Origin of the sequence: Flavobacterium aquaticum (assembly GCF_003259835.1) — a bacterium.
Taxonomy (GTDB): Bacteria; Bacteroidota; Bacteroidia; order Flavobacteriales; family Flavobacteriaceae; genus Flavobacterium; species Flavobacterium aquaticum.
Window position 1 is genome coordinate 109,675 of the sequence record NZ_QLMI01000002.1, and the last position, 13,157, is coordinate 122,831.

Here is a 13,157-nt window from a genome sequence, read left to right on the forward strand (position 1 = left end):
ACTTTATAATTTTTCGGCTACTCTTAATTTTGCGCTTCGTGCTCTATTGTTTATTGCAATTTCTTCTTCGGTTGGTACGATTAGTTTTTCAATGGTTTTGAAAGGAACTTCAAAATTTCCGAAGAAATCACGTTCTGGCTCTCCTTCAAACATGCCGTTTTTTACAAAACGCTTTACCAATCTATCTTCTAATGAGTGATATGAGATAACACTCAATCTTCCGCCTGGTTTTAGAATTTCTAATGATTGCTCTAAAAATTCTTTCAAAACATCCATTTCTTGATTGACTTCAATACGAATGGCTTGGTATATTTGGGCTAAAATTTTATTGCTTTTATGTCCTGGTAAAAATTTTGCCAACACTTTTTTCAATTCGTCAGAATTTCGGATTTCTTTATCTTTTCGAGCGGTTACGATTACATTTGCCATCGCTCTAGCGTTTTTTAATTCGCCGTAATCAAACAAAACTCTTGCAATATCTTGTTCATCATATTCATTAACCACATGATACGCACTGATATCTCCTTTTTGATTCATTCGCATATCCAATTCAGCATCAAATCGGGTTGAAAAACCTCTTTCCGCCACATCAAATTGGTGTGATGAAACACCTAAATCAGCCAAAATTCCATCCACTTGTTTGATTCCGTGGAAACGTAAAAATCGTTTAATGAATCTGAAATTTTCATTAATTAAAGTAAATCGCTCGTCATCAATTGCGTTTTTTAAAGCATCTAAATCTTGGTCGAAAGCGAATAATTTTCCTTTTTCTCCCAAACGACTCATAATTTCTCTCGAGTGACCGCCACCACCAAAAGTAACATCCACATATACACCATCAGGATGAATATTCAATCCATCAACTGTTTCTTTTAACAATACTGGATTATGATATTCCATCTTCGTCGTCATTAAAATTACCCATTACTTCTTCTGCCAAATCCGCGAAATCACCCACAGCGTTTTCAATCGCATTTTCGTATTTATCTTTATCCCAAATTTCAATGATATTGATAGCTGAATTCAATACAATATCTTTATCAATTTGAGCAAAAACCACTAAATCTTTCGGAATTAAAAGTCGCCCTGTTGCATCAATCTCAATCATTTTAACTCCTGCTGTAAATCTTCTGATAAAATCGTCATTCTTTTTATTGAAACGATTTAGTTTATTGATTTTCAACATCATTTTATTCCATTCCGCCATTGGAAATAATTCCAAACACGGCTGAAAAACCGAACGTTTTAACACGAAACCTTCCTCTAAAGAACCCAATTGTTTCTTTAGTGACGTAGGTAGCATCAGCCTTCCTTTGGCATCCACCTTACACTCGTATGTCCCGATTAATGTTTTCAACTTTTTCTTTCGATTAGAATATGGACAAATTTAGAAAAATTTTACCACTTTTTACCACAAACTACCACTTTGTTAATAAGTTTTTAGATTTTAAAACCCTGTTTTCCACTTTTAACAAAATATTATTTGCAAAATCAAGAATTGAGAAGATTTGGAGCTTTAAAATCAACTAAGCCGATTTACACTATTTTAGTTAAAATTTTAATAAAATTGTTGATAACTAACATTTTACAAGCAGTAAAAGCACAAAAATTAGCCTTTCATTTTTTTCTTTACTTTCTTCAATAAAATAGTATATTTGTCAATCATTAGAACTAATACCTTAAGTGGAATTTATGTTAAGAAAAGAAAAAAAATACACCTATTTTGAAGCTGGCGAAGGAACCCCAATAATCATTCTTCATGGTTTAATGGGCGGCCTTAGTAATTTTGATGGTGTGGCTAATTTTTTTCCTCCTAAAGGATATAAAGTGGTAATTCCAGAATTACCAATTTACACACAAAATATTTTAAAAACCAATGTTAAAGCCTTTTCAAAATTTGTTAAAGACTTTATTGTTCACAAAGGATTTGATCAAGTAATTCTTGTTGGAAATTCGTTAGGCGGACATATTGGTTTGTATTTTACTAAAATGTATCCGGAACTTGTAAAAGCATTAGTAATTACAGGAAGTTCAGGTTTATATGAAAGCGGAATGGGAGAAAGTTACCCAAAACGTGGTGATTATGAATACATTAAAAAGAAAGCCGAAGACGTTTTTTACAATCCAGAAATAGCAACTAAAGAAATTGTTGACGAAGTTTTTGCAACAGTTAATGATAGAATCAAATTGATTAAAACTTTAACGATTGCTAAGAGCGCTATTCGTCATAATATGGCGAAAGATTTACCAAAAATGACTACTCCAACTTGTATTATTTGGGGAAGAAATGACAAGGTAACGCCACCAAATGTAGCTGAAGAGTTTGATAAATTATTACCAAATTCTGAGTTATTTTGGATTGACAAATGTGGACACGCTGCCATGATGGAGCACCCAGAAGAGTTCAATCAAATTTTGTTTGATTGGTTACAAAAGAAGAATTTATAATAGTTCCCCTTTTTGGGGAATTTTATTTTATAGCTTATGAAAATTAATACCGCCGAATTCGTAATTAGTAATTCAGAAGTAGACAAATGCCCGAAAGACCGCTTACCTGAATACGCATTTATTGGTCGTTCCAATGTTGGAAAATCATCGTTGATTAACATGTTGACGAATCATAAAAATTTGGCAAAAACCTCATCAAAACCAGGAAAGACACAGTTAATCAATCACTTTAAAATCAACAACAATTGGTTTTTAGTGGATTTACCAGGTTATGGTTATGCCCGAGTTTCTAAGAAAACCAAAGCGGTTTTCCAACAATTTATCATGGATTATTTTGAGCAAAGAGAGCAATTAGTTTGCGCCTTTGTTTTAATCGACATTAGATTAGAAGCTCAAAAAATTGATTTGGAATTCATGGAATATTTAGGAGAAAGCGAAATTCCGTTTGCGATTATTTTTACTAAATCAGATAAATTAGGGAAAAACAAAGTCAACAATCATGTGGAAGCTTATAAGAAACAATTGTTAGCTGGTGACTGGGCTGAAATGCCTCCTTATTTTGTTACTTCATCATTAGAAGCTATTGGTAGAGAAGGAATTTTAGAATATATCGGTCAAATTAATGAAGATATTTTTAAAGATAATGGATTTGTTTAAAAAATAAATCAAACAAAAAAGTCGCTATTTCTAGCGACTTTTTTTATGCTTTTAAATCCATTTTTTCGGCGAAGTAATCACAAAAATCTCGCATGGTATCTGACATTTTCTCATCAGCAGTTGCGCGTTGAAATGTATCCGCCATTGCAACTAAAGTTTGATGAAAGAATTGTTTCATTTCGTCTACAGGCATATCTTTTGTCCATAAATCTATACGAAGGGTTTCTTTTGCTTTGCTATCCCAAACTGATAACAACATTGCTTTTGCTTCTTCTTGCTCTACGCCACCATCTTGTGCTGTCCATAATAATTTATCAGGAACGTTATTTTCATCTAAACCTACGGTAATTTTTATATCTGATGTTTTCATATTTATTGCTTCTTTGGTTTGTATTTTGAATTATCGAAGATGGTTTTAGCATCCATTGCTAATAACTGTTCTAAAGTTATATCTTCGTTGTTTTCCATGTAGCTTCTTACGATTTGCCAGCCTAACCATTGCCCAACTCTTCCAGGAGTTTGATTGTCAATTTCAATATAAAATCTTGAAAACGGAGCTGGTTTAATAAATCGTAATTCATTCTTAGGATTGGAATCGAATAATAATTTATTTTCAACCAAATTACTCCACATGTAATATTCATTTTCTTGACAGAATTTGATTTGCATATCGGTATAACCAATTTTATCAGCATCTGAATATTCTGGAATTAACTTATCTTTCATGTACAATTCTTTTCCATAATAAATCATAGCAGACAATAAAGTTCTATCTGTTGGCGAAGCGATTTTTCCGTAACAAAAACTAGTTACTAAATTTGGTAAAATTTGATTTCGCTCCATTTCTGGCTTTTTAAATTCTGGAAAATCCACGTAAAAACGGTGGTCTTTTCCTAAATAACAATCTAACGAAATTAATGCCAGCGTATCAGTATAAAAAACTCTTCCATCTGTATCTACCTCATTAATTAAAGTAATAACGCGAGGTGTTTTGTACTTTGGAAAATAATATTGTACATGCGCAAATAGCTTTTCTAAGTCGGTTTCAATTTTTCCTAATTCAGGATATTGCATTTGAACTTCACTGTAAAGCTCTTTCAACAATGGATCCTTTAATTTATTAATTAATATTGAATCTGGAATATGCGATGGGAAAAAATAAGGATATTGTGCTTTTACTTTTTGTAAATCTTCAGGTTTTGAAGTCCAAAAAATTCTATCAAAACGTTCCACTTTAAATTCAATTGGAATTTTAGCTACTGCCTCTTCTACTTTACTCTCTTCTTTGCATGAAAATAGAGAAATTGCTACAAGGACAAATAATAATTTCTTCATATAGTGTATTTTTTATACTTTTATCGAACCAAAATTAGTTTGCAAATATACAGTTATCGACTTATAAATTTTCATAAAAAAATGACAAATTCCAACAACTTTCAAGCCGAGAAAATCAACCAACATATTGTAAAATGGTTACTCGATTATGCTACTAACGCAAAAGTAAAGGGTTTTGTTGTGGGAATTTCGGGTGGAATTGATAGCGCACTAACATCTACCTTGTGTGCACAAACAGGTTTACCAACACTTTGTGTTGAAATGCCAATTCACCAAGCAGAAAGTCATGTAAATAGAGCCAACGAACATATTGACCAATTAAAAAAACGTTTCCCAAATGTTTTTAACGAAAGAGCCGATTTGACTCCCGTTTTTGAAACGTTTAAAAACCAAGTTCCGTCTTCAGAAAATGAAGCTGTTTTGAATTTATCGTTAGCCAATACTCGTGCGCGTTTGCGAATGACAACTTTATATTATTTTGCAGGAATTCACGGCTTATTAGTTGCAGGAACTGGGAATAAAGTAGAAGATTTTGGCGTAGGATTTTTTACAAAATATGGCGACGGCGGCGTTGATATTAGTCCGATTGCAGATTTAGTAAAAAGCGAAGTACGATTACTTGCCGAATTTTTACAAGTTCCAGATAGTATCTTAAAAGCCAAACCAACAGATGGTTTGTTTGGAGACGACAGAAGTGACGAAGATCAGATTGGTGCTGATTACAACGAGCTGGAATGGGCTATGAATCAAGTAGAAAACGGAAAAACTATTGAAAATTTTTCGGGAAGAGAAGCCGAAGTTTTTAAAATTTACAAAAGGCTTAATACGATCAATCAACACAAAATGAATCCTATCCCAATTTGTCAAATTCCGAAAAATCTTAAATAATTATCTTCATAATTAACAAGTATTTACATTTTTTTTTAGTAACTTTGACCTTATATTACGAATAATATAATTTTTTAGTTATGATCAAAATAGGTATAGCAGACAGTTTACCTGTTGTAAGCCATGGATTACAGTCGTATTTTCATGGTAACAGCAGAATGGAAGTTATTGCATCGGCTAAAAACTTAGAATCTTTACTTTCACTTTTAGAAGCAAAACGTTGTGACATTCTTATTCTCGATGTAGAATTAGATGGTTTGTCGAGCATTAGAGACATCAAAAGCTTGCTGAAAGATTTTCCTGAAACAAAAATTGTTTTGTTTACAAATGTTTCCGAACAAATGTATGCCCCAACAGCAATTAAAGCGGGAGTCTCAGCTTACGTTTCCAAAAAAAGTGATTTAAAAGATCTAGAGGCTACAATAACAAAAGTAACAGAAGGCAAAGTCATCTTTAGCGAAACTGTTAAGAAAAGCATTGAAATGCTTAGTAAAGGGAAAAAATCGGAGCGTTTGTTCAAGAAATTATCTACTAGAGAAATCGAAGTACTACGCTACCTTAACGACGGTAAGAAAAACAAAGAAGTTGCTCAAATTCTTGGTTTGGATGAAAAAACAATCAGTACGTACAAGTTGCGCTTGTTGGCAAAATTAAATGTTACCAACTTAGTAGACTTATTAAAAAAAGCAAAAGATTTAGATGTAATTTAATTGTATCTTGATAAAACTCTACCCAAGTTTTTAGAAAAGATATGTGTTAACCCCAAATAAGCCATTACCATTTCCAGAGTTTCTGAGTTATCAGAGTCTTCATCGGTTGAAATTGAATTTTTCAAATCGTCGATAATGTTATTGACTAAATACCATCGCAATGTGATAATCGTCTCGGTTACGTATTGGCTTATCGTGGTTTCTTTTTGTTTTACATAGATTTGTTGTACTTCCCAATTGTGTAATACCTCACGTTCTTCGTTCATAAGAATCGTGGTGACTTCTTGCGCTAATTCCTCAGGCAATTGCATTAAGTATTTATCCAATTCAAAAACCTCATTTTCATTAAAATACGCAATTAAATGATTAAAAATTGCTTTAAAAATTGGGTTAGCTAATTCTACCTCATCTTCTTGTAAACTCAAATAAACACGTTGATATACTTTGTAATTATTTTGCTCTTTTACTTCAACCATTTCTCCATCTTCATTTTGAGCTAAAATAGTATCCTCAAACTCAACTTCTTTGTCACCATACAACAACAAAATCTGAATGATTTTATGTTCCAATTCGTATTGAATATCTATTTTAGTTGTTGGCTGAGCAATATCGTTTCTTACAACTTCAAAAGCTTTTTGTTCCTCTTTGTATTGTTTATTTGCTTCCGATACATCTTTCTTAACTAATTGCGCTAAGGTATTAAAAAGCACATCTTCGGAAATATCCATGATTCGGGAACATTCCTTAATGTAAACTTCTCTTTTAATTCGGTCTGGAATTTTTGAAATACTGATAACCATATCTCGAATCAAATCGGCTTTTTTAATTGGATCATTCTTGGCTTCTTGCATCAATAAAGACGCTTTAAACTGAATGAAATCTTTGGCGTTATCTTCGAAATATTGCAACAAATCTTCATACGAAGTTTTTCTTGCAAAACTATCTGGGTCATCGCCATCAGGAAACGTACACACTTTTACGTTCATTCCAGCTTCCAAAATCAAATCGATTCCACGAATCGAAGCACGAAGTCCGGCAGCATCACCATCAAAAAGCACGGTAATATTTGGCGTTAAGCGATTAATTAAACGAATTTGATCAGGCGTTAAAGCTGTTCCTGAAGAAGCCACAACGTTCTCAATACCCGCTTGATGCATTTGAATTACATCGGTATAACCTTCCACCAAATAACAATTGTTTAGTTTGGCGATAGATTGCTTTGCATGGAAAATTCCGTACAAAACTTTACTCTTATGGTAAATATCACTTTCGGGCGAATTCAGGTATTTTGCAGCTTTTTTATCATTGGTCAAAATACGACCACCAAAACCCAAAACACGTCCGCTCATACTTTGAATTGGAAACATAACACGACCTTTGAATCGGTCGAATTGTTTGTCTTCCTTAACAATTGAGAGTCCGGTTTTGTCTAAATATTCTAATTTATATCCTTTTCCTAATGCTTCTTTTGTAAAAGCATCCCAAGATTCTGGCGAATATCCTAATCCGAATTTTTTTATCGTATCAGATGTAAAACCACGTTCTTTAAAATACGATAGTCCGATAGCTTTTCCTTCTTCGGTTTCTAATAAAGTGTGATGAAAATATTTCTGAGCAAATTCGGAAACCAAATACATACTTTCCTTTTCATTCGCTTGTGCTACATCTTCATCGGACTGAACCGTTTCTTCGATTTCGATATTGTATTTTACTGCTAAATATTTGATAGCTTCTGGATAAGTAAAATGTTCGTGTTCCATTAAAAACGTCACGGCATTTCCGCCTTTTCCAGAGGAAAAATCTTTCCAAATTTGTTTCACAGGCGACACCATAAACGAAGGCGATTTCTCGTTTACAAACGGAGACAATCCTTTCAAGTTACTTCCGGCGCGTTTGAGTTGTACAAAATCACCTATAACCTCCTCAACTCGGGCGGTTTCAAATACTTTTTCTATGGTGTCTTTTGATATCAAATTACAGTTTTATTTTGGAAAGTTTCAAAGATACAAAGTTGTAAAGTTAATCCATAAAAAAATGCAGGAAAACAAAAAAAGCACTTCATATGACTGAAGTGCTTTTTTAAACAGAGAACTTAACTTAACCCTAAATTTAATTAAAATCAAAGCGTAATCCTAATGAAACGTTGTTTTGATCTATATTATTGTTCTTGAACATTGGATTTAAGTCATATTTAACATATAGACTGGTTTGACCATATCCTAAATAAGCACTTAAGCCGTAAGTAAAGTCAGAAACATTGAAATCTCCTTTTTGTTTTTCTTTTACTTTAATGTCGTCTGCTTCGTATTTTAAAATTTGTTTTGATTTGATGCGAACACCTCCATAACCTCCAATTCCTAAACGAACCGACTCGTGTGTTCTGAAATACGTCTTAGTTCCATCTTTTGAAAGTTTTTTTGGCGTAAAATCGAATTCTAAATGCAATGGCGCAGTTAAATACACGTTTCTAAAACGAGAATCATCTAATTTTATAGTTGATGTAACTAAATCTGTTTGATTACCATTTTTTATGAAATAACGATTATCCGTTGGACGAAGATTGTTATACATTAATGAAAGTCCGTACTTAGCGTGAAGCAAATTATTGTTTTTGAAAATTCTTGAATTATAAGTAACTCCCCATTCATAAAAATGCGACCCCCAAACTCTGTAATCTGAATCTTCTAAATTTTCTCCATCAGTAATTACGTTATTTAAACCAAAGGCAAAAACAAATTGTGATGTTGTTCTTTTTGATTTTCTTTCAGCTTTGTCTTTTTCACCATTGTAAATTTTCATGGAACCTAAGTTGATTTCGGTTCTATTTTCTCCAATTGAATCCTTTGAATTACTACCCAAAACAATCATTGTGCCTCCTCTTTTTGGTTTTTCATCAGAATTTAAAACTTTTCCGTCTACTTTGTCTTGAACCAATTGCGCTAATTTAGCTTCTTCAATAGCTACTTTAGTTTCGATATTTTTTGCGCGCTCTTCTGCAATTTTCAATTTTAATTCTTGTGCATTTTCAGCTGTAATTTTACCTTCTTTCACCTGTAAATCGATAGCTTCAACTTCTTTTTTTAAAGCGTTTTTCTCTTCAGTGGTAATCATTTCAATGTTATTCGCGATTTCTTTGGCTTGTTGCTCAAATGTTTTTTCTTGCGCAACTGCTTTCGTTAGTAAACTAAACACAATAATAATTGTGTACAAAATAATTTTTTGCATGACTGTTTGATTTTTGATTAATGATGATTTTTATTATTCGTAATTTCTATTGGCTAATGCCGATTTGGCATCTTTAAACTTTCTATTTAATTTATCTAAAGTAGTTTCTCTGTGATTTTCGTCTAATTCTTTTTCAACGTTTGTTAGCAATGAATTAGCATCTACTTTCATTTTAGCTTTTGGACTTGTTTTTTTATCTGATGTGATTACTTTCTCTCCTGTTTGAACTTCGGCTAATAAATTTTCTGGCAAAACGTATTTGTATGAGTTGGGTGATGGATGATGGATAATGGATGATGAATTATCTTTAGTCAAACTCTCCTCTTTTATCAACTCCTTTCTTTCTTCTGATTTTTTATTTTTTTGCGTTTTTGAAAAGTTTACTTCATTTTGAACTAAAATGGGTTGCTCTTTTTCAACTGAAATTTCATCTATTTTATTGGTTTCAACCGTATCAATTTCTTCGTTAATAGTTGTTACAATTGGTGTTGAATTATTAATTTCTGTTGTTTCGTTTGAATTGAAAAGGAAAAATCCCAATCCTAAAAAAAGTATTGTAGAAGCGGCTACAAAAAACCATCCGTAACCTTTCTTTGGCTTTTTTTCTTCTGAAACCGTAAGCATCGCATCTAATCGGCCCCAAGCTTGAGCAGAAGGCTGAATTTCTCTAGTATTCAGCTTTTCTCTTATTTGATTATCTATTTTATTTGGTTCCATTTAATTTGTTTTTTAAGTCGGTGATTTGTTGTTGCAATAACTTTCGGGCGTGTGATAATTGTGATTTTGATGTTCCTTCACTTATTTTGAGCATTTCGGCTATTTCCTGATGTTTGTAACCTTCAATCGCATATAAATTAAACACCATTTTATAACCATCGGGCAAATTATCAATCATATTTTGAATGTCATCTACCGAAAAATCTTCCATTTCATACACCGATTCATTCTCGCTTACCGTAACATCATCTATATCTTGGTGATTGAAATTATTCTTTTTCACCCGAATAAAATCGATACATTCATAGATCATAATTCTTCGTATCCAACCTTCAAAACTACCTTTGTGTTCAAAATTTTTCAGATTGGTAAACACTTTCATAAATCCGGTAATCATGACATCTTCTGCGTGGTGAATGTCTTTTATGTATTGGCGACACACACTTAACATTTTAGAAGAAAACTTGGCATAAATCTGCTGTTGTGCTTGTCGATTGTTTTCGACAGCCAACTTAATGAGTTGTTTTTCTTCTTGATGTAACTGGATAACTTTCATTTTCAAGTTCAATGTCAAGTTCAATATCAAACTCAAATTTATACTAATTGAAATTGATTTTTGCTCTTGCTCTTGTTATTGAATTATTGCTTCTAATTATATAGACGAGAATGATTTTAAAATGGTTGTATGAATCTTTAAAAAAATAAAAAAACTTCTAATTAAGGAACACAGATTGAAATAATTAAAGAAATTTTAAAAATTGAAATTGACTTTTGTCCTTGAAATTGAAATTGTTTTTATTTTTTTCTTTCAATCACATAATTTACCATTAAAATAAGGGAATCTTTATACGGAGATGTTGGGAAATCTTGTAATAATGAAAGTGCTTCTTGTTGAAATTGCACCATTTTTTCTTCGGCGTACGTTAATCCGTTTTTGTCTTTTACGAATTGGATTACTTCTTTTACGCGCTTTTTATCTTTGTTATGATTCTTAACCGAATTGATTACCCAACTTTTTTCTTTTGAGGAACAATTATTCAAAGCGTAAATCAATGGTAAAGTCATTTTTTGTTCTTTGATGTCGATTCCGGTTGGTTTTCCAATGGCATCATCGGTATAATCAAATAAATCGTCTTTAATTTGGAACGCCATTCCGATTAATTCTCCGAATTTACGCATTTTTTCAACCACATCTTTATCTTCTGGAGCCACAGAACAAGCGCCAAGCGAACAACATGCCGCTATTAAAGTAGCGGTTTTTTGTCGGATGATTTCGTAGTAAATATCTTCGGTGATATCTAATCTTCTGGCTTTTTCGATTTGAAGTAATTCCCCTTCACTCATTTCGCGAACGGCTACAGAAATGATTTTTAGTAAATCGAAATCATTATTATCAATAGAAAGCAACAATCCTTTCGAAAGTAAATAATCGCCAACTAAAACGGCAATTTTGTTTTTCCAAAGGGCATTTAAGGAGAAAAAACCACGACGTTTATTACTGTCATCAACTACATCATCATGCACTAAAGTTGCGGTATGAATTAATTCAATAACCGAAGCACCGCGATAGGTTCGTTCATTAACAGCACCACCAGAAACCATTTTAGCGGTCAAGAAAACAAACATCGGTCGCATTTGTTTTCCTTTTCGGTTTACTATATAATGTGTAATTCTGTTTAATAAAGCCACTTTTGAAGACATGGAATCGCGAAACTTCTCTTCAAAGAGTTCCATTTCATTTGCGATGGGGAGCTTTATTTGTTCGGTTATTTTCATTGAGGTATCAAAAATACAAAAACAAACTCGTTAGTCAAAAGTTTAGCAAAAGATTATAAAAAAAGAGACTTCGAACTTTATCGAAATCTCTTTACTTTTTTTTTAGAATGAAGAATAAATTAATTTTTAATAGAATCAACAAATCGTTGCTCGCTTTCTTTTAAAGGAAAAACATTATTCATTTCCCAAAATTTCTGAGTGTAATTTGTTCCTGCTTCAAAAATAGTATCGCCACCAAAACCTTTTTCAGGTATCTCAACATCGTTTTTAACATCTAAAACTAATAAATCAAAAGTACTGCTAACATTATCGTGTACTTTTTTACCCATTTGAATGTAAAGACTGAAGCTGTTTTTATAGTAAACCAATTCATATTGGTTATTTACAAACTTAAACTTACACCAAACCGATTGATCATTAAGTTTTAATTTGGCAATTAATATATTTTTAAGTTTTGAGTTTTTCTTATGTGAATCCGCTATTTCAACTTTAAATTCAATTATTTTATTAGATTTATTATCTACGATAACATAACCTTCGTACAATAATTCATCGCTTTCTGCATTAGGAATTATTTTAATGTATTCGTATTCAAATCCAGAAGCATCTCTTCTTAAATAGCGATCAAAAGTGTATTCTTTACTCTTGATAAGATTTTCAATACCATCAAAATTATAAGCATATTTCACATAATCCCTTACATTGTAAGCTGAATTCATACCATTTAAAACAGAACTTGTAGAATCTTGTAAATTAGATTTTATAGCTCTACTTTGATTTATTTGCAAAACCGATTTGCCATTACCTTTTTTAATAAAATAATCCATTTTTGCATCGGAATACTTGGTGTATTGATTGTTTATTTTTACAATCTCCCTTCCATAAGTACTTAATTTACTGTTTTTAACCGCACGAACTTTTGCATCTTTTATCAACGATTTTAAAAAATCTCTTCCCGAAACGTTTGAAATTATTAATTCATCTAAAATATACACTTTTGGAGTTAAATAAATTTCAACTTCCTTGTTTTCAAATACAACTTTCTTAGTTTCGTAATTGATGTGGCTAATTTCAACCTCTTTGATACGATGTAACGAAAATTCTCCATCTTCGTTTGTCATCGTACCAGTCAAATTACCTGAATTATCTTTACAAATAATATTTACAAACGGAATAGTTTCTTTTGTTTCTGCATCTTTAACAATTCCTTTCGTGCTATTTTCCTGAGAAAAACTAAATGTAAAAAAAAGTAGAAATAATAAAGTGTGCTTAATCATAATTTAGATGTGTGTTAGTTAAACTGAATTTATTTTTCACCAAAGCATTCAGCTGCACGAAGATACTGTTTCTTACAAAAGAACACGTATTTCTTACATCTTTTTTTATGATTCTGAAACTAGA

General features: G+C 32.0%; 14 protein-coding genes. 4 read left to right on the forward strand and 10 right to left on the reverse strand.

All coding sequences use genetic code 11. The features are described from left to right. Positions 1-3 precede the first annotated feature (3 nt). Positions 4-912, reverse strand: a complete 909-nt coding sequence (rsmH, locus tag B0I03_RS03285; RefSeq protein ID WP_181452336.1) for a 16S rRNA (cytosine(1402)-N(4))-methyltransferase RsmH — start codon at positions 910-912, stop codon at positions 4-6. Next, positions 887-1,357: a division/cell wall cluster transcriptional repressor MraZ gene (mraZ, locus tag B0I03_RS03290; protein ID WP_111566046.1), complete on the reverse strand. Its 471-nt coding sequence runs from the start codon at positions 1,355-1,357 to the stop codon at positions 887-889. The genes rsmH and mraZ overlap by 26 nt, the downstream gene beginning before the upstream one ends. A gap of 335 nt (positions 1,358-1,692) precedes the next feature. Between mraZ and B0I03_RS03295 the strand changes: the two genes are divergently transcribed. Continuing rightward, complete coding sequence (locus B0I03_RS03295; protein ID WP_111566047.1) at positions 1,693-2,448, forward strand: alpha/beta fold hydrolase; 756 nt, start codon at positions 1,693-1,695, stop codon at positions 2,446-2,448. 36 nt (positions 2,449-2,484) lie between these two features. Further along, positions 2,485-3,105: a ribosome biogenesis GTP-binding protein YihA/YsxC gene (gene yihA, locus B0I03_RS03300; RefSeq protein WP_111566048.1), complete on the forward strand. Its 621-nt coding sequence runs from the start codon at positions 2,485-2,487 to the stop codon at positions 3,103-3,105. A 43-nt stretch (positions 3,106-3,148) separates the two neighbouring features. On the opposite strand, the gene gldC is transcribed toward yihA, so the two are convergent. Next, on the reverse strand, positions 3,149-3,475 hold the full coding sequence (gene gldC, locus B0I03_RS03305) for a gliding motility protein GldC (protein WP_111566049.1): 327 nt from the start codon (positions 3,473-3,475) through the stop codon (positions 3,149-3,151). A 2-nt stretch (positions 3,476-3,477) separates the two neighbouring features. Then, positions 3,478-4,440, reverse strand: a complete 963-nt coding sequence (gene gldB / locus B0I03_RS03310) for a gliding motility lipoprotein GldB (RefSeq protein WP_111566050.1) — start codon at positions 4,438-4,440, stop codon at positions 3,478-3,480. 81 nt (positions 4,441-4,521) lie between these two features. On the opposite strand from gldB, the gene nadE reads away from it, so the two are divergent. Then, entirely contained in the window at positions 4,522-5,328 is an 807-nt protein-coding gene (gene nadE, locus B0I03_RS03315) for an NAD(+) synthase (protein ID WP_111566051.1), read from the forward strand. An 80-nt stretch (positions 5,329-5,408) separates the two neighbouring features. Then, positions 5,409-6,038 (forward strand): response regulator transcription factor, encoded by a 630-nt coding sequence (locus tag B0I03_RS03320; RefSeq protein WP_111566052.1) that lies wholly within the window; start codon positions 5,409-5,411, stop codon positions 6,036-6,038. On the opposite strand, the gene dnaG is transcribed toward B0I03_RS03320, so the two are convergent. The 6 genes from dnaG to B0I03_RS03350 form a co-directional block, all read right to left on the reverse strand. Further along, positions 6,035-8,011, reverse strand: a complete 1,977-nt coding sequence (gene dnaG / locus B0I03_RS03325) for a DNA primase (protein WP_111566053.1) — start codon at positions 8,009-8,011, stop codon at positions 6,035-6,037. The two genes, B0I03_RS03320 and dnaG, sit on opposite strands and share 4 nt — an antisense overlap. A gap of 136 nt (positions 8,012-8,147) precedes the next feature. Next, positions 8,148-9,263 carry a hypothetical protein gene (locus B0I03_RS03330; protein WP_111566054.1) on the reverse strand — a complete coding sequence of 372 codons (1,116 nt, stop codon included), beginning with the start codon at positions 9,261-9,263 and terminating at the stop codon, positions 8,148-8,150. Between the two features lie 33 nt (positions 9,264-9,296). Further along, complete coding sequence (locus B0I03_RS03335; RefSeq protein ID WP_111566055.1) at positions 9,297-9,980, reverse strand: hypothetical protein; 684 nt, start codon at positions 9,978-9,980, stop codon at positions 9,297-9,299. Beyond that, positions 9,967-10,536 carry an RNA polymerase sigma factor gene (locus B0I03_RS03340; RefSeq protein ID WP_111566056.1) on the reverse strand — a complete coding sequence of 190 codons (570 nt, stop codon included), beginning with the start codon at positions 10,534-10,536 and terminating at the stop codon, positions 9,967-9,969. Before B0I03_RS03340 ends, B0I03_RS03335 begins: the two co-directional genes overlap by 14 nt. 239 nt (positions 10,537-10,775) lie before the next feature. After that, positions 10,776-11,756 (reverse strand): polyprenyl synthetase family protein, encoded by a 981-nt coding sequence (locus tag B0I03_RS03345; RefSeq protein WP_111566057.1) that lies wholly within the window; start codon positions 11,754-11,756, stop codon positions 10,776-10,778. 119 nt (positions 11,757-11,875) lie between these two features. Further along, positions 11,876-13,033, reverse strand: a complete 1,158-nt coding sequence (locus tag B0I03_RS03350) for a carboxypeptidase-like regulatory domain-containing protein (RefSeq protein WP_111566058.1) — start codon at positions 13,031-13,033, stop codon at positions 11,876-11,878. Between the last annotated feature and the right edge of the window lie 124 nt (positions 13,034-13,157).

Coding starts and splice junctions, on each gene's coding strand:
- nadE (WP_111566051.1), top strand. CDS start 4,522: ATGACAAATTCCAACAACTTTCAAGCCGAGAAAATCAACCAACATATT.
- B0I03_RS03345 (WP_111566057.1), bottom strand. CDS start 11,756: ATGAAAATAACCGAACAAATAAAGCTCCCCATCGCAAATGAAATGGAA.
- B0I03_RS03340 (WP_111566056.1), bottom strand. CDS start 10,536: ATGAAAGTTATCCAGTTACATCAAGAAGAAAAACAACTCATTAAGTTG.
- B0I03_RS03295 (WP_111566047.1), top strand. CDS start 1,693: ATGTTAAGAAAAGAAAAAAAATACACCTATTTTGAAGCTGGCGAAGGA.
- gldB (WP_111566050.1), bottom strand. CDS start 4,440: ATGAAGAAATTATTATTTGTCCTTGTAGCAATTTCTCTATTTTCATGC.
- B0I03_RS03350 (WP_111566058.1), bottom strand. CDS start 13,033: ATGATTAAGCACACTTTATTATTTCTACTTTTTTTTACATTTAGTTTT.
- B0I03_RS03335 (WP_111566055.1), bottom strand. CDS start 9,980: ATGGAACCAAATAAAATAGATAATCAAATAAGAGAAAAGCTGAATACT.
- yihA (WP_111566048.1), top strand. CDS start 2,485: ATGAAAATTAATACCGCCGAATTCGTAATTAGTAATTCAGAAGTAGAC.
- B0I03_RS03330 (WP_111566054.1), bottom strand. CDS start 9,263: ATGCAAAAAATTATTTTGTACACAATTATTATTGTGTTTAGTTTACTA.
- rsmH (WP_181452336.1), bottom strand. CDS start 912: ATGACGACGAAGATGGAATATCATAATCCAGTATTGTTAAAAGAAACA.
- gldC (WP_111566049.1), bottom strand. CDS start 3,475: ATGAAAACATCAGATATAAAAATTACCGTAGGTTTAGATGAAAATAAC.
- B0I03_RS03320 (WP_111566052.1), top strand. CDS start 5,409: ATGATCAAAATAGGTATAGCAGACAGTTTACCTGTTGTAAGCCATGGA.